Origin of the sequence: Bradyrhizobium sp. AZCC 2289, assembly GCF_036924615.1 — a bacterium.
Classification (GTDB): domain Bacteria; phylum Pseudomonadota; class Alphaproteobacteria; order Rhizobiales; family Xanthobacteraceae; genus Bradyrhizobium.
Window position 1 is genome coordinate 1,825,694 of the sequence record NZ_JAZHRY010000001.1, and the last position, 14,697, is coordinate 1,840,390.

Consider the following 14,697-nt stretch of genomic DNA (forward strand, 5'->3'; position numbering starts at 1 on the left):
TTCTTTTGACGCCGCCCGACGAATTCTACTAGAGGTTATGTTTTGCTTCTCGCTCGCTAACGCTTGAGGGCGCGACGCCACACGCCCGGAGTTACGCCGACCGCCTGTCTGAAGATTCGCGTGAGGTGGCTTTGGTCGCTGAAGCCGCACTCCGCGGCCACATCCGATAGCGACAGCCCGTCATCGCGCAGCTTTTCCTTGGATAGCTCGACACGCTGCTCAGTGAGCCACTTGTGCGGCGCCACTCCCAGCGTGCGACGAAAGGCGTGCGAGAAATAGCCCACTGACAGGCCGCACTCTCGCGCCACCTGCTTAAGCGCCACACCGTTCTTGATGTTGGCGAGAAGAAATTCCCTCGCGCGTCGCTCCTGCCATGGCGTGAGCCCACCCCGGGCCGGCCGCAACATTGGCCGCATGCCTCCATAGGTCTGAGCGACATGCACCCCAAGCGCCAGCAGGACGTGGTCGACAAACAACCGGTTAGCTTGGTCGGGATGGCTGAGGGCAGGTCGCAGCAAGCCCCCGAGGCCGGAAATCGCGACGTCGTTGACGCCCGCGCCGGGCTGATAGCTCAGATCGCGAATTCGCGGCGCGTTGGCCTCGTCAGCGATCGCATCTAACGCCGCACGCGGCAGATAAAACGCCAGAGTGTGATAGGGCTGATCGAGGAGAACGGTGGGAGCCCGTTTCAGGTCATGGAGACAACTCTCGCCAGCCCGCAAGTCGCACACTGGCGTCAGTCGGCCATCCTCCCAATATTTGTGAGCGGGAAAATCACGGAGTTTCAAACCGACGACAAAAGCATCTTCATACTGAATCGGACCGGCCATCTCCGGTAGCGGATTGTCGCTTCGAATCTCCGTGACCGCGATATCACCTGTACGCAATGCTCCGCTAACGATCGCTGGCGCGCTCTCGACTCGAAATCGCCCACCAAGCCGTTGTCCATAAGCCTCGGTCATCACTTCCTCTATAGGTTTCACAACGCCCTGGGGCATTTGAAGCCCGCGGTCCAGCCATCGAATTCAGTTGAGGAGAGCTCTTTGCAGAGCCGACGCCCGGTGCGCGATGCTTATCACGCCGATTATGCTCGCCACCGCGTTGCCCGGCGTCAGCGGCCGGTTCGAAGCTGGTGTTGCGCGCGGCGATGAAGTCCGTGAACGCTGCCGTGGGATGAGCGACAACGCTGTTAGTCATTCGTAGTGAATGTCGTCGACGGGGTTTCACGCTGAGCGTCCAAATTATCTGCACGCGCGTGCGGCCGTTTTGCGTGAACCCATCCGACGTGGAGATCATGCGGCAAAGATGCGCTGTAGCGGTCTCCGCGATATAATGCTGGAGCGTCACTGTCCGTCCAATCATCTCGACGTTGATTGACATCCGCGTGCCGTCGTCGGTGAAGGTCGAGCCACAGCTTATGTGATCCGGCGGACAGCATCGCCGATATTTCGGTTCGGCGAGCTTAAGCAACCAGTGCGCGATGTCGATTTTCGCCTGCGGAACAGCGATTACATGGCTGTAAGCGGACGACGACAGGATTTTGTCCTTAAGAATGATGTCACTCACTTGGTATACTTTTCGATTGGACAGAAGAACACTAGACGACCGGCCAGCGCCGGTTAAGGGATTGCTTGACAGAAACAACTGTGCACAAAATGCACAGATGGAAAATGTGAGGTTCGCCGAGTATCTTTCGGTCTTCGTTGAAGTCTGCCGCCTCGGCAGCTTCTCGGCCGTCGCGCGCCGGCGTTCAATGACGCACTCCTCGATCGTACGACAGATCGACGCGCTTGAAGCAAATCTGGGCGTGCCGCTATTGACCCGTTCTACCCGCGCGTTGGTACCAACCAGTGCTGGCCAATTGGTATTGCAGCGGGCGCAACCGGTCCTTGATAACCTTGCCGATTTGCGAGGCGAGGTCCTTGCGCTCACCGGCGCTGTAAGCGGGGTGCTACGGATTGCCAGTCTTCCGACCTTCGGCAAGCGCTATGTGGTGCCCGCTCTCGAGGCCTTGCTATCGGAACATCCGGAGTTGAATGCGGAGCTCGATTTGAGCGAACACATCGCCGATCCGGTAACTGAGCGACTGGACGCCGTTATTCGAGTCGGCCAACTCGCGGACAGTTCTCTGATAGCAACGAAGCTGGCCGCGCATGAAATGCGAATGGTCGCGAGTCCGCACTATCTCGACAAATTTGGCCGTCCGAATTCAATCGCAGCGCTGGCAGGGCATCGCTTGCTCGACAAGTTGCACGGCTCGGATGTCCTGGGCTGGTCCCGTTTGCTTGGAAAAGCGAATCAACGGCTCGCCGGTATTCGGGATGTGTTCCGATGCGATGACTTCGAGGCACTACGAGAGGCAGCATTGTCCGGGTTTGGCATTGCTCTTTTGCCAAGTTGGGTCGTTGGGCAGGACATAGCGGCTGGCTCATTGAGGCGTCTTCTGGCGACAGCGGTTGGCGCAGACGGAGAAACGGGTGGAATTTACGTGCTGAGGGCACTTGCGGAACCGCCCGCAAAAGTGATCGCGTTCATTGCTTCGTTGCGTACCGTAGTTGGATCGCCGCCGATCTGGGATTTGGTCAACACAAAGCGAAGTCATCCCGCTCGGAAGGACGATGCGGGGTACCCCGCGTCCGTAAATGTTCCTTAGATTTGCCGACAGCTGGAAGTCCGGCTCGGTCTGGTCGGTCGCGGCAGCGGAACGCGGATTTGCACTTCGTCCAACCTTGCCCCGGCGGATTTCTGCGATCATCCGGAATCCGTCGTACTTGTCCTCGAAAACCCAGCCGGGATCGTCGAACGGCGCGTCGGTGAGCGTAGCGAGCATCGGCTGCAGGCGTTTGGGCAGGGTCGACGTCCGGCTCATTCGAGGGCAATCCTTTTAAGAGCGCGTTGCGAACTGCATGGAAGTCCTTCAAGGATGAGGGAACGCTTCGAGGCCACGTCGTGTTCCGCAGGCGCCGTGGCGTGCGCGACATTGACGATCGATCGGGCAGGGTGGATCAGGCCGATGGCCAGGAAATTGAAAACCTATCAGACTTCGCTGGGCTTCTTCGATCTGGCGATCGCGGCGCCGTCGATGAAAGCGGCTCTGGAAGCGTGGGGGGCGGACAGCAATCTCTTCCATCAGGGCGCGGCGAAGGAAAGCGACGATCCGGACATCATCGCCGCGGCCATGGCGAAACCGGGCGTTGTGCTCCGGCGCCCCGTCGGATCCGACGGATCCTTCGGCGAGCGTGCTGAGCTGCCCACCAATCTAGGCGGCTCCGGGGCAAAGAAGGCCGCCCGCAAGTCGAAAGGCAGTCAAGCGAAGCAGCTTTACTCTCGCCCCGTCGACAAGGCGGCGGAGCGAAAGGCCGCTCTCGTCTACGAAAAGGAGCAGAAGCGTCGTGAGCGCGAACGGGCGAGCGAAGAGGCCGCCAAGCAGAAGGACCGTGAACGCCGTCAACACGCGGTCGACAAGGCGCAGGCTGCGTTGGAGAAGGCGGAGCAGGAGCACGCGAAGCGGGCCGCCGCCATCAAGGCCGAGGTCGAGGCACTCGAGAAGAGATCGCGAACCGAGGAAGCCCGCTGGGATAAGGAGAAGGAGCGATTGGAAGCCGCGCTGCGGCGCGTGCGGGGTTGGTCAACGGTTCTTAGTCGGCGGCACCCACGAGCAGCGCCATCAACCCGCATTGGCCAATGACGGAGCGGCTTATGCTCTGCTTCCGCTTTCGGCGGCATAGCTGACGTGGCCGGCCGCACCAGAAGGCTGGAAGAATTATGCCGACTGCGGCCCGAGCAATGCTTGGTAGTACGATTTGACGGTGTCGTAGCATTCGCAGACGGTTTCCTGCAGGGCTTCAACATCGATGATTTGAATATGGCCCCTCGAATACTTTATCATTCCGGCCTGTTGCAGCGTGCGCGCATGCAACGTCACGCTGGTTCGCTTGACGCCCAACATCTCGGCAAGAAATTCTTGGGTGAACTGTAGACTATCCGAGCCCGCTAAGTCTCTTGACCGAAGAAGCCATCGGCATAGTCGCGCTTCCACCTGATGGGCTGCCATACATGCAGCCGATTGGCTCGCCTGCGCATAGACCGTTTGCTCATGCCGAAACAGCGTTGATAGCAAGGACTGACTTTGAAGCACCGCGCTTCGGAGCTCACTTATTTTGCACGTTAGCGCGGGTCCGGCGAGTTGAACTATGGCCTGATTGATGGGGACGTTGCCACCAAGCGCGGCGAAGGTGCCGACGACACCATCTTTGCCGACCATCGCCGCTTCAATTAGCTCTCCAGAGGAAAGACCCGCCACAAGCGAGACGATGGCACCTGTCGGAAAGTAGATGTCCGAGACCTTTCCCCCGGCCTCAAACAAAACCCGCTCATGGTCCAGATGGACGGATTTCAGGTGTGGCCGCAGAGCGGCTGCGTCACTCTCGGAAAGAGAGGCCAATAGCAAATTACCGGAATTGCGCATGTCATGCTCCCGAGTACAGGCGGGAGCGTTACCGAACTCTCAGTCAGCGGCGCCCAGAAGGTATGCCGATAATGCACAGACGCTTAGGCCTTTGATGGGGGAAAGCGAGCTTTATTTCCAGCTATGTCGGGAACTTAGCAGACAGCCCTGGGGTCAGCGTTTGGAGTGGCTTCTGAAGGTGCTGCGATGGCCCAATATGATCCCGAAACCTTGATTCTGCTCCGAACGGTCCCTTGATGAAGCTTGGGCGGCTCTCCCGGATGGTTCCAAATCTGAAACCCTCAAATCTGTGATGGCTCAGCACATCTTGAAGCAGGCGGCGGACGGCGTGCGAGACCCGCTCAGACTTCGCGCTTCTGCGCTGGTTTGTGCCGGGTGAACCAGCCGTATCTGAAGCCAAGTGTTTCAGCCACAGTGGCTTGATTTGAAATGTCGGGAACGGGACAGACGGACGAAAGCGGGATGCGCTTAGAACTGGCGGTTAATCTTGAATGCGGCTGCGATGCATTGAACGTTCTTCCGCTTTTCAATGCATGGCATTGGCAACCGGCAACTCAATCACCGGAAGTCGATCAGACTCCTACACGGCGATAGGCGCTTGCGCTCTACAGCCGCAATGGCAAGATCATCAGCCGCAACTATATGGAAGTCGCCAAAGCGCTGGAGTGCGTGAAGGGCGACGCCGTGATCGACGGCGACCTCGTCGCGATCGGAAAGGACGGCATCTCGCATTTCCAGCTGCTCCAAAATGCGCTGCGCCATGAAGCGAAGCTCCTGTATTGCGCCTTCGATCTCATGTTTGAGAACGCAGTGGACTTGCGCAAGCAGCCTCTCCTCGAACGCAAGAAGCGGCTGAAGGCGATTCTCCCGCGCGACAAGCTGGTCGCCTTTAGCGCCCACCGCAAAGGGGATGGTACCAAATTCTTTGCCGAGGCAGAGCGGAGGGGTTTGGAAGGCGTCATGGCGAAGCGCGCCGACAGCGCGTATACGTCCGGAAGCCGCACCCCGGATTGGCAGGAAGTGGTGATCGCCGGATTCACGGCGCCCAGGCGCACCCGGCCGTTCTTCGGCGCCCTGGTCCTCGCCGTGCGGGAAGACGACACATGGCGCTACATCGGACATGTAGGCGCTGGCTTCAGCCACAAGGTCCTGGAAGACCTCCACGCCAAGCTCGTGAGCTGACGGCTCCTAAATCGCCCTTTCCTGCCAAAGTGAAAGACGAGGCCGCCACGACCTGGGTCAGGCCCTCACTGGTTGCCGAGGTCAAATTCGCGGAGTGGACGGGCAAGGGCGAACTGCGCCAGCCCGTCTACCTTGGACTGAGGTCCGACAAGCGAGCGAAGGATGTCGTGCGCGAACGAGAACGTTCGCGTAAATAGCGAACCCTTCACGGCGATGCGTTCAGTCGCCTCCAAGGTCGTGGATTTCCGGTCGCATGCCCTCAGGCGTGACTTCGAGCGTCGCAAGCGTGATCGGCAACTTGAAGCGCCGCCGTCCCGCGCTGCCGGGATTCAGGTAGAGGACGCCGCCGACCGTGTCGATCTTCGGTACGTGGGAATGTCCGGAAATGATCACGTCGATACCGGCGCCGGGGTCGATCTGCAGCGTCTTCAGGTCGTGCAGAACGTAGATCGAAATTCCCGCCAGGCGCACCAGTTTCGTATCGGGGTACTCGCAGGCCCACTCGCCGTTGTCCACGTTCCCACGGATGGCGGTGACTGGCGCGATCCGGCGAAGCGCGTCGACGATTTCGGGACGCCCGATGTCGCCGGCGTGAACGATGTGGTCGACGCCCGTCAGGCGCTGTTCCGCCTCGGGCCTCAACAGGCCGTGCGTGTCCGAAATGATTCCGATCCTGAACATCATTTCCCGGCGCTCTCACCCGTCATCGCCAAAAGACGATCGAGAAGCTCCATTTGCCCGGAGAGCATCTTCGTTCGTGCGAACTCGATATCGAACCATTCCGCGCGGTCGACTTCAGGAAAGCTCTGTCGCCGACCGCTTCGGGGCGGCCATTCGATATCGAACGTATTGCTCGCCAGTGCCGCGGGATCAAAATGGCCCTCGCCGGTGAATGCGATGACGCGTTTCCCTCCTCGCTGACGAACCTCCCCTAAGGCCTGCAGCCGACCAATCGAGGCGCTGGTGCCGAGTTCCTCGGCAAACTCACGTCGCGCCGCCTGCTCTGGATCTTCCGCGGCATCGATTTCGCCCTTCGGGATGGACCAGGCGCCATCGTCCTTCTGGCGCCAGAACGGACCGCCGGGGTGAACGAGCAGAACTTCGAGCCCGCCAGCGCCTTTCCGGTAGGCCAGAATGCCCGCGCTCAACGCCGATCGCTTGGAAGTCTTTGTTAGCGCTGCCATATCGCTTCTATTTTGAGACGCAAATCGAGGGCTGAGCCAAGGGCGCAGGATCTGAGGCACGATGTTTGGCTACTTGCCCAGCAACGAACGTTCGAAAAGAGCTAGTAGCGCAGCAGGCCCCTGATACACCTCGACGCATCCGGCTTGCCTCAGCGAACTCTCAGGAAACCCGCCGCAGAGCACGCCGATGGTCGCGACGCCAGCCTTCCCTGCCGCTTCAGCGTCATAGGGCGTGTCACCGATCGCGACGGCGTCGGCGCCTTCGATCTTGAGCTTCTTGAGAACGATCTCGAAGATGTCCGGTGCGGGTTTGGATTCTTCCACATCGTCCGAAGACGTTTTCAGATCCACCAGATCGGTGATGCCTGCGATGTCGAGATACTGGTCGACTTCATCCTTCTTGGCCGAGGAAGCAACCGCGATCTGAAGTCCAGCGTCGCGCACGCGCCGGAGCAGGTCCGGGACCGCCGAGAAGGGACGTACAAGCGGCAGATATTCGGTTTTGAAACGGTTGCCTCGCCACTCTTCGAGTTCTTTGCCGTGGTCTCGTTGTTCGTCAGCGGAAAGGAATACGGGAATGAGCTTGTCTCCCCCCTTGCCGATCTGGCCCCTCACCTGTTCGAAACTCACATCGTGGCCAAACTTGAGCATGGCTTCCTGCCATGCCAACGCGTGGAGATCCACCGAGTCCAAAAGCGTGCCGTCGAGATCGAAGATTGCGGCTTTTGGCAATTCACATTCCTCCCTGGTCGGAGCGAGCTAGTTTCGCATACCACTCGGCATAAAGTGTGTTCTTCGCCATGTGCCGGTTGAGATCCGGCGACCCGTCGCCCCACCACACGGGACCGCGCTCGCCGAGCCCCAGGCCCTCGGGGCGACCGGCCCTAATTTCCACCGTAATGCCGCTCGGCGTGGAAAATTCCGAGAGATTCTTCATGCCGGCTGCGCAGGCGATCATGTTCGTCAAACAGCCAGACGAGAAACCCCGTTTGGATTTGGGCAAACTAGCAAACGTATTCGGCCTTTCGCCTCGCCAAGCGGCCCTGACAGGCTTGCTTGCACAAGGCGCCACACTCGCTGATGCGCCGCGGCGCTCAGCATCGCCTTCGAGACTGCACGCTGGCACTTGCGAACGACATTCGATAAAACCGGTACACATCGGCAGGTCGATCTCGTCAGACTTGTATTGCAGACGATGACGCCTGTCTCAGCTGTAAGCTGACTGGGTGGCGTTCGTCTAAGGCCTCTGGCCGCCACATGTGCGCGACAGAAGGGTGAACATTCGTCGCCAAGAAGCCTATGAGTGACAATACCCTCGCCTCGGCGATTGCATCGGTCGGCCAAAGTCCAAATCGCTTGCCCAAATATGGAAGCATCGCAGTATTTTCGGCAAGAGGCTCACCGTTATCAAGGATCAACGCGGGCACGCGGCCCTGCGGATTAATCTTCAAGTATGCCTCAGAGCGCTGCTCTGCATCAGCGAAATTAACCCGTTGCGATTGATACTTCTCACCGCTTTCTTGCAGCATGATGTGCGCCGCCATCGAGCAAGCTCCCGAGTACGGCTAGGCAATTCGTCAGCCGATGGCGATGGTTTCTCAAGGGTTATTGACACATCTGTTGACACATTTTTTGACGGCCCCGCATCGACAACAAATATCGCAGAACTAGCCGTTTTTGTTGGTGTCAGTTTTCCACCAGAGCGCATCGAGGGAGGACATGCGTCTCTGATGTCCAAGTCATCATACGGGGGACATGCCAACCCGGCCGTTCGCAGAAACCTTGCTAGTTCCAAGCGCCGCAGCGCTGCGTCCGGCGCCGGCCAAAGCACCGCGTCGGCTGCTCTCGAACAAGAACCAGGTTCGGCCCTCCGCCTCATCGATCCAGGGCTCGATCAAACTCGCGCTGGCGACGTCGCCGTTTTCGCCGCACAGTCTATGGGTCTCCCGCAGACGGGCGGCAAGCTGGAGATTGTCGTCACGGAGCTCAGCCAGCATGTCGAGCGAGGTGACGTAGTCGGCATCATTGTCTAATACTCGCTGGAGGCGGGAAATATGTCCGATGGAGCGGATCGTCGTTCCTCCGACCTTCCGGGCCCGCTCGGCTATCGCATCTGTCGTCGCAAGAATTTGAGCACCTTGTTCGTCCAGCATACGATGATCGTCGCGAAAATGCGGACCGGATACATACCAATGGAAATTCTTGGTTTTGAGATATAAGGCGAACATATCCGCCAACATTTCCGTGAGAGCCGCGGAAATCAATTTCACCGAATTCGAGGATAGATTGGACGGCGAGCGGCGCCGTCCCGCGCACCTTCGCGTCCTGCAGTGTCATTTGTCGTCACTCCTTGCAATCGGGCGGCCAATCCGTCGGAACTTTTAGCAGCAATGACAGTCTCACGAACGAGCGTCGTATGATTGGACGCCACGAATATTTTTCGTACGTTTGCGCTCAAAACTGGATCGTGCAATGATCTACGGTGAGCGCGCCGGACAACACTCCCGCCTCAAGTGACCGATGACCCTGATAGGAACGCCGAAGAATGATGGAAGATTTTTCGTCACCGGGGCTTTGCCTTTGTTGACATGCTGCTGGCGCCTACACAGACATAGGAATGCGCCGTGCCCGGTGGCCGGATAAACAAACGCAATGAAGCCAAGATAGCGCCACGTGGCACGTTAGGCCTTCGTTCACAATAGTCCGGCATGCGCTTCGATAATCGACCGACAGATCGACAGCCCGAGCCCCAGACCGCCCGGTTTCGTGGTGCTGCGATTAGAGCAGTTTTCGACAAGAGTTCGACGCTGTGCTTGCGTAAGATGACGCGATATGTCCGAACTGATGCGAACGTCGTCCCCGCGGCGGCCGTAACCGTCATGTGAGATCGCAGCTTGGCACAGAGTTCGTATGAAGGTCGCAGCACTATCCTGGCGTAAGGCGCTGCCATACCTGGTGGCACGACATCCCTATTGGGCGGAGCACCGGATCAAGCGACGTCCTGTCAGCGCCGGCGTCCTTGCGCTGCCGCTGCTGTCGCTGTGCGGTTGTTCTGAAGCAGGCGCACCTTCCTTCGATCTATTCGGAGCTTTTTTTCCGGCGTGGCTGCTTTGCGCCGTACTCGGCATTTTCGTTGCCTTCGGCGCGCGGATCTTTTTCGCTGCCCGTAACCTTACCGACGTTCTGCCGTTTCAACTCCCGCTCTGCACGTCGCTCGGCGCTATCTTTGCGTTGCTGGTCTGGCTCATTTGTTTCGGGCGCTGACGATGAAGACCGCGGGAAAACGGGCACCTTCGCTGCCGATCGGCAAGCTGATTTCCATTCTGCTGATCGCGACGGCGATTGGCATCGCGATTTACGTCGCTCGCCGAAACGCCGTGATGCCATGGACCGACGCGGCAACGATCGATGCCGATGTCGTCCACGTCGCCGCGGCGATCGGCGGTCGGATCATCGAAATCCCGGTTTCCGAAAACACACTCGTTTCCAAGGGTGACCTGCTGTTCCAAATCGATCCGGTGCCGCATCGCATCGCGGTAGCCCAGGCCGAAGCCGATTTGGCCATTGCCGAGGCTTCGCTGGATACCCAGGAACGGCTGCTCTCGACCCAGCGCTCCGCCGCCAAAGTTGCCGCCGAGCAAGTACAGCGCGCGGAGACCAATCTGGAACTCGCCAAGCGCACCGTCGAACGGCTGACTCCGCTGGCCGCAAAGGGCTACGTGCCGACCCAACAGCTCGACCAAGCCCAGACTTCGCGGAACGACGCGGAAACGTCCCTTCAGCAGGCGCACGTTCAGGAGGCGGCCGCCATCACCGCCATCGATACCGACGCCGCGGCCCGGGCCAATGTGCAGGCCCGAAAAGCTGCGTTGGCGTTAGCCCAGCGCGGGCTGGATGACACCACTGTCCGCGCAACCCATGCCGGCCGCGTTGTCGGATTGAGCGTGTCGACGGGAGAGATGGTCGCGCCCTCTCAAACGCTTTTTACGTTGGTCAACACCGAGGAATGGTTCGCCGTCGCCAACTTCCGGGAAACCGATCTGGACGCGATTTCCGTTGGCGACTGCGTGACGGTTCATTCGATGATCGATCGTCAACGACCGCTCAAGGGGATCGTGCAAGGCCTCGGAACCGGTGTCCTGGACACCGATCGCGTGAATCTTCCGAAGTCGCTGCCTTATGTCGAGCGATCGCTCAATTGGGTGCGCGTGGCACAGCGGTTTCCAGTGAGGGTACGGATAGAGCAGCCGCAACAGCAGCTGATGCGGCTCGGCGCGAGCGCGGTCGTTGAGGTCAAGCATGGCCGCGCATGTAGATAGCTTTGGGCAGCAATTCCGCGAGCGCCTGGCGCTGCTGCGTCCGTTTCCGGGCCGTCTCGAGTTCTCCATCCGGCTTGCGCTGGCCTGCGCGCTGACAACGCTTGTCGTCGAAATTTACCAGACACCCGATCCGGCGCTTACGGCCTATGTCGCATTCTTCGTCATGAAGCGCGACAGAATGGAGAGTGTGATCATCAGCATCGTGCTCACGATCCTGATATCGCTGCTCGTCGGCATACTTATGCTGGTAGCGACGGCGGTGATCGACCAGCCGCTGTGGCGAGTGATCAGCATAACCGTGGTGTCGTTCGGCCTGCTGTTCCTCGCTTCCGCCAGCAAGCTAAAGCCGCTGGCCGCCATCATTGCGATGATCGTCGGGTACGGACTGGACCTTTTGAGTGATGCCCACGTCGGAGAACTCGCAACGCGCGGCTATCTCTATGCTTGGCTGTTCGTCACCATCCCCGCCACCGTATCGATCGCGCTCAATCTTGTTCTTGGTCCGCCCCCGAGACGACTTCTTGAGCAGGCGCTTGCGCATCGTCTGGCGCTCGCTGCGTCGCTGATGCGCAACGGCGACGAGAAGGTCCGCGACGCTTTCGAGGAGACCCTCTCGGAAGGCGTCACCGAACTGAAAACCTGGCTGAAAATGGCGGGCATCGAGAAATCCTCGCCTCCGGCCGATATCGCAGCACTTGGCCACGCGACAGACAGCATCACCACTATCCTGCTGCTGGTCGACTTCGCAGATCGTACGCAGTCGGAGACGATGCCCCCGCCCCTCCGTGGCCAGATTGCGGACACGCTCGATGAGATGGCGTCGATCCTTCGCGCGGGAGGATATCCTGTCGACGTTGCGATCGAGCATGGCGAGGAGGATTTGCCGCCGGTCACGGCCACGCTGCTTGCCGACATGAAGGAAGCGTTGCGACGTTTCACCGAACGCCCTCTCCCCGAACTGCCCATCGTCGAAGCCGCCAAAGCAGGCTTTTTTCTCTCCGATGCCTTTACCAATCCCGATCACGTCTACTACGCTCTAAAGACGACCGCCGCGGCCATGTTCTGCTATGCAGCTTATTTGCTGGTTGATTGGCCCGGGATTCATACTTCCTTCATCACTTGCTACATGGTCTCGCTGGGAACGACGGCGGAGACGATCGAGAAGTTTACGCTTCGGATCTTGGGCGCCCTTATCGGTGCTGGATTGGGATTTGCCGCAATCGTCTTTCTGCTTCCGCACCTGACATCGATCGGCGCCTTGCTGATCGTCGTATTCGTCGTGGGCCTTGTCTCCGCATGGGTGGCTGCCGGAAGTCCGCGCATCTCCTATATGGGCTACCAGCTGGCTTTTGCATTTTTCCTCTGCGTAATCCAGGGGCCAAGCCCCGCTTTCGACCTCACGATTGCCCGCGATCGAATCATCGGCATCTTGCTCGGGAACGTCGTCGCTTATCTCATATTCACGAATATCTGGCCGGTCACCGTGATCCGCCGCATTGACCCAGGGCTTGTTGCCCTGCTTCGCCGCCTCGTCGATCTAACAAACGCTACAAGCCGCTCGCGGCGCGACAGCCTTGCAACCGACGCTGCTGGCGCGATGGGCGTGATCAGCCAGGATGTCGAGCTTTCCGCATACGAATCCTCGAGGATCGGATCGCCTCAGTTCCGGCTCACCGCTCGCGCCCGCGCGATCCGCCATATCCGCGCGCTAATGGGGCCTCTGCTATTGCTTTCGAACGAGCAGTCGGCGGCGAGCCGAGCTGTTGCCCATCGGCTTGATACGTTGGCAAACGAGTTGAGCAGCGGGACTCGGTTGGTGGAAGTAACGATGCCGCCGAGCCAAAACGGCCTTCCCAGCAACACCGGCAAAGACCCTCGCGCCCCCTGCACCGTCGATGGATTTGTCGTGGCTGATCTTGAAGTCCTGGAGTCTGCGTTCGTGCGCCGGGGTGGGGGGCTAGAGGTACATGCGTCAGTTTAAACCGAGTATTGTTGCCGCCATTTGTTTGTTGGGTCTTGGCGGCTGCGCCGCATGGGATGTCGACATGGCACCCGACCGCGCCGACAAGCCTTGGGTACCGACGACGACGACGACCGGTGAAATTGTCCCAGGTGCGAAACCCTCGATAGAATCCAAGGCGAGTTACGCGCTACCCGTCAATACCGATCTTACGGGGTTGCCGGCACCTCTCGGACTGGACCGGCGGAAGGTCTATTCGCTCCCTGAGTTGATCGACATAGCGCAAAGCAACAACCCTTTGACGCGAACTGCCTGGAACGATGCTCGCAATGCGGCGCTCGCCACCGGCATTGCCGAGAGCGCGTATCTTCCGAGATTGAGAGCGACTGCCGCCGAGGTGTATCTCAACAATCAAGGAAGTGTGTCGGCAGCGGGAACCAGCCTTTCCACCAATGCTGAGGCACACGGCGCGATTGCAGCCGCATCGCTGGAATGGCTGTTATTCGATTTCGGCGAACGTGCGGCCAAGGTGCAAGCCGCCAAGCAAGGCTCGATCATCTCAAATATCGCGTTCAATGCGACCCATCAGCAGATCATCTACGACGTCAGCGTTGCCTTCTATGCCAATTCCGCGGCTCGCGCACGCGCCGCCAGCGCCGGCCAATCGCTGAAGAACGCGCAGGATGTGGAAGCGGCGGCAAACGATCGCTACAAGAACGCCATTGGAACGGTGGTGGAGGTTTCCCAAGCCCACCAGGCCACCGCACAGGCGAAGCTCGCGCTGGTCCAAACCACTGGCGCTGCAGAAAATGCCTATTTGAATCTGATTTCGGCCATGGGGATTTCGCCGCTCACACGGATCAACATAGCTACTGCGGCCAACCGCAGACTTTCACCGGACCTGGCGGCTTCAATCCAAAGCGTCATTTCCACAGCGCTTGCCCGCCGGCCGGATATCCTAACCGCCTATGCCGCGCAAAAGGCCGCAAATGCCGACGTGGATGCTGCCGTCGCGGAGTTCCTGCCCAAGGTCTTTCTGAGCGGAACAACCGCCTATAATGCGGCAAATCTTTCGATCAGCTCCATTCCGGGACTCGGCCAGCAGTCGGGAACGGCCAATATCAATCCCTCCCGTGTCGCCAGCAGCGTTCTCGTCGGCGCGACCGTCCCGATTTACGACGGCGGCACTCGGGCGGCTTTACTGGAACAAGCCCGCAATAATGCCGATAGCGCGGGGGCCTTGCTCACGCGTCGCCGGAACGACGCGGTGCGACAGCTGGTCGTGGCCGATAATGCGCTTCGTACAAGCCTATCAGCCCACAACGCTGCAAATGCGCTTGCCGCGGCGTCACAAACGACATTCGAAAGCGCACTCGCCAGCTACCGCAACCACGTCGGCTCAATCACCGATGTCAACATCGCTCAAACCCAGCTTCTACAAGCTCGAAACGCGTCGACCGATGCTTACAGCACGGCTTTGTCCGCAGCTGCCACGCTGGCGTTGGCGACCGGTGCTCTCGGCAGCGCTCCTCGATAGAACTCAGACTCGCCGGACCAACAGCTTGATACCCGTGCAGTGCCGAC

General features: G+C 59.5%; 15 protein-coding genes and 2 pseudogenes. 7 read left to right on the plus strand and 10 right to left on the minus strand.

The window, feature by feature from the left end; translation table 11 throughout:
• Positions 1–56: 56 nt before the first annotated feature.
• The gene (locus V1289_RS08915; RefSeq protein ID WP_334396603.1) at positions 57–830 is read right to left on the minus strand and encodes a helix-turn-helix domain-containing protein; all 774 of its coding nucleotides are present in this window, start codon (positions 828–830) and stop codon (positions 57–59) included.
• Between the two features lie 64 nt (positions 831–894).
• Entirely contained in the window at positions 895–1,566 is a 672-nt protein-coding gene (locus V1289_RS08920; protein WP_334396604.1) for a hypothetical protein, read from the minus strand.
• 97 nt (positions 1,567–1,663) lie between these two features.
• On the opposite strand from V1289_RS08920, the gene V1289_RS08925 reads away from it, so the two are divergent.
• Positions 1,664–2,653 (plus strand): LysR family transcriptional regulator, encoded by a 990-nt coding sequence (locus V1289_RS08925; protein ID WP_334396605.1) that lies wholly within the window; start codon positions 1,664–1,666, stop codon positions 2,651–2,653.
• 72 nt (positions 2,654–2,725) lie between these two features.
• On the opposite strand, the pseudogene V1289_RS08930 reads toward V1289_RS08925, so the two are convergent.
• A pseudogene (locus tag V1289_RS08930) lies at positions 2,726–2,869 on the minus strand (non-homologous end-joining DNA ligase); the annotation flags it as partial.
• Positions 2,870–3,013: 144 nt separating this feature from the next.
• Here V1289_RS08930 and V1289_RS08935 point away from each other — a divergent pair.
• Positions 3,014–3,688: a cell envelope biogenesis protein TolA gene (locus V1289_RS08935; protein WP_334396607.1), complete on the plus strand. Its 675-nt coding sequence runs from the start codon at positions 3,014–3,016 to the stop codon at positions 3,686–3,688.
• A gap of 75 nt (positions 3,689–3,763) precedes the next feature.
• Here the strand turns inward: V1289_RS08935 and V1289_RS08940 are convergent, their stop codons facing one another.
• Entirely contained in the window at positions 3,764–4,468 is a 705-nt protein-coding gene (locus V1289_RS08940; RefSeq protein WP_334396608.1) for a Crp/Fnr family transcriptional regulator, read from the minus strand.
• A gap of 597 nt (positions 4,469–5,065) precedes the next feature.
• Here V1289_RS08940 and V1289_RS08945 point away from each other — a divergent pair.
• A pseudogene (locus V1289_RS08945) lies at positions 5,066–5,847 on the plus strand (ATP dependent DNA ligase); the annotation flags it as partial.
• A gap of 22 nt (positions 5,848–5,869) precedes the next feature.
• Here the strand turns inward: V1289_RS08945 and V1289_RS08950 are convergent.
• The 6 genes from V1289_RS08950 to V1289_RS08975 all read right to left on the minus strand — a co-directional run bounded on the left by V1289_RS08950 (position 5,870) and on the right by V1289_RS08975 (position 9,104).
• Positions 5,870–6,334, minus strand: a complete 465-nt coding sequence (locus V1289_RS08950; RefSeq protein ID WP_334396609.1) for a metallophosphoesterase family protein — start codon at positions 6,332–6,334, stop codon at positions 5,870–5,872.
• Positions 6,331–6,834, minus strand: coding sequence for an NUDIX domain-containing protein (locus V1289_RS08955; protein WP_334396610.1), 504 nt, complete (start codon positions 6,832–6,834; stop codon positions 6,331–6,333). Before V1289_RS08955 ends, V1289_RS08950 begins: the two co-directional genes overlap by 4 nt.
• 69 nt (positions 6,835–6,903) lie before the next feature.
• Positions 6,904–7,566 (minus strand): HAD family hydrolase, encoded by a 663-nt coding sequence (locus V1289_RS08960; RefSeq protein ID WP_334396611.1) that lies wholly within the window; start codon positions 7,564–7,566, stop codon positions 6,904–6,906.
• A gap of 1 nt (position 7,567) precedes the next feature.
• Positions 7,568–7,792 (minus strand): hypothetical protein, encoded by a 225-nt coding sequence (locus V1289_RS08965; protein WP_334407996.1) that lies wholly within the window; start codon positions 7,790–7,792, stop codon positions 7,568–7,570.
• A 217-nt stretch (positions 7,793–8,009) separates the two neighbouring features.
• Positions 8,010–8,378: a glutathione S-transferase family protein gene (locus V1289_RS08970; RefSeq protein ID WP_334396612.1), complete on the minus strand. Its 369-nt coding sequence runs from the start codon at positions 8,376–8,378 to the stop codon at positions 8,010–8,012.
• 198 nt (positions 8,379–8,576) lie between these two features.
• Positions 8,577–9,104: a Dps family protein gene (locus tag V1289_RS08975; RefSeq protein ID WP_442895974.1), complete on the minus strand. Its 528-nt coding sequence runs from the start codon at positions 9,102–9,104 to the stop codon at positions 8,577–8,579.
• 640 nt (positions 9,105–9,744) lie between these two features.
• Between V1289_RS08975 and V1289_RS08980 the strand changes: the two genes are divergently transcribed.
• From V1289_RS08980 to V1289_RS08995, 4 genes are all read left to right on the plus strand, one after another.
• Positions 9,745–10,098, plus strand: a complete 354-nt coding sequence (locus V1289_RS08980; RefSeq protein WP_334396613.1) for a YtcA family lipoprotein — start codon at positions 9,745–9,747, stop codon at positions 10,096–10,098.
• Positions 10,099–10,100: 2 nt separating this feature from the next.
• Positions 10,101–11,153 carry a multidrug transporter subunit MdtN gene (gene mdtN, locus V1289_RS08985; protein WP_334396614.1) on the plus strand — a complete coding sequence of 351 codons (1,053 nt, stop codon included), beginning with the start codon at positions 10,101–10,103 and terminating at the stop codon, positions 11,151–11,153.
• A 187-nt stretch (positions 11,154–11,340) separates the two neighbouring features.
• Positions 11,341–13,134 carry an FUSC family protein gene (locus V1289_RS08990; RefSeq protein WP_442895975.1) on the plus strand — a complete coding sequence of 598 codons (1,794 nt, stop codon included), beginning with the start codon at positions 11,341–11,343 and terminating at the stop codon, positions 13,132–13,134.
• Positions 13,121–14,650, plus strand: a complete 1,530-nt coding sequence (locus tag V1289_RS08995; protein WP_334396616.1) for a TolC family protein — start codon at positions 13,121–13,123, stop codon at positions 14,648–14,650. Before V1289_RS08990 ends, V1289_RS08995 begins: the two co-directional genes overlap by 14 nt.
• Positions 14,651–14,697 lie beyond the last annotated feature (47 nt).

Coding starts and splice junctions, on each gene's coding strand:
- V1289_RS08915 (WP_334396603.1), bottom strand. CDS start 830: ATGGCCGGTCCGATTCAGTATGAAGATGCTTTTGTCGTCGGTTTGAAA.
- V1289_RS08925 (WP_334396605.1), top strand. CDS start 1,664: ATGGAAAATGTGAGGTTCGCCGAGTATCTTTCGGTCTTCGTTGAAGTC.
- V1289_RS08935 (WP_334396607.1), top strand. CDS start 3,014: ATGGCCAGGAAATTGAAAACCTATCAGACTTCGCTGGGCTTCTTCGAT.
- V1289_RS08940 (WP_334396608.1), bottom strand. CDS start 4,468: ATGCGCAATTCCGGTAATTTGCTATTGGCCTCTCTTTCCGAGAGTGAC.
- V1289_RS08950 (WP_334396609.1), bottom strand. CDS start 6,334: ATGATGTTCAGGATCGGAATCATTTCGGACACGCACGGCCTGTTGAGG.
- V1289_RS08955 (WP_334396610.1), bottom strand. CDS start 6,834: ATGGCAGCGCTAACAAAGACTTCCAAGCGATCGGCGTTGAGCGCGGGC.
- V1289_RS08965 (WP_334407996.1), bottom strand. CDS start 7,792: ATGATCGCCTGCGCAGCCGGCATGAAGAATCTCTCGGAATTTTCCACG.
- V1289_RS08970 (WP_334396612.1), bottom strand. CDS start 8,378: ATGGCGGCGCACATCATGCTGCAAGAAAGCGGTGAGAAGTATCAATCG.
- V1289_RS08980 (WP_334396613.1), top strand. CDS start 9,745: ATGAAGGTCGCAGCACTATCCTGGCGTAAGGCGCTGCCATACCTGGTG.
- mdtN (WP_334396614.1), top strand. CDS start 10,101: ATGAAGACCGCGGGAAAACGGGCACCTTCGCTGCCGATCGGCAAGCTG.
- V1289_RS08995 (WP_334396616.1), top strand. CDS start 13,121: ATGCGTCAGTTTAAACCGAGTATTGTTGCCGCCATTTGTTTGTTGGGT.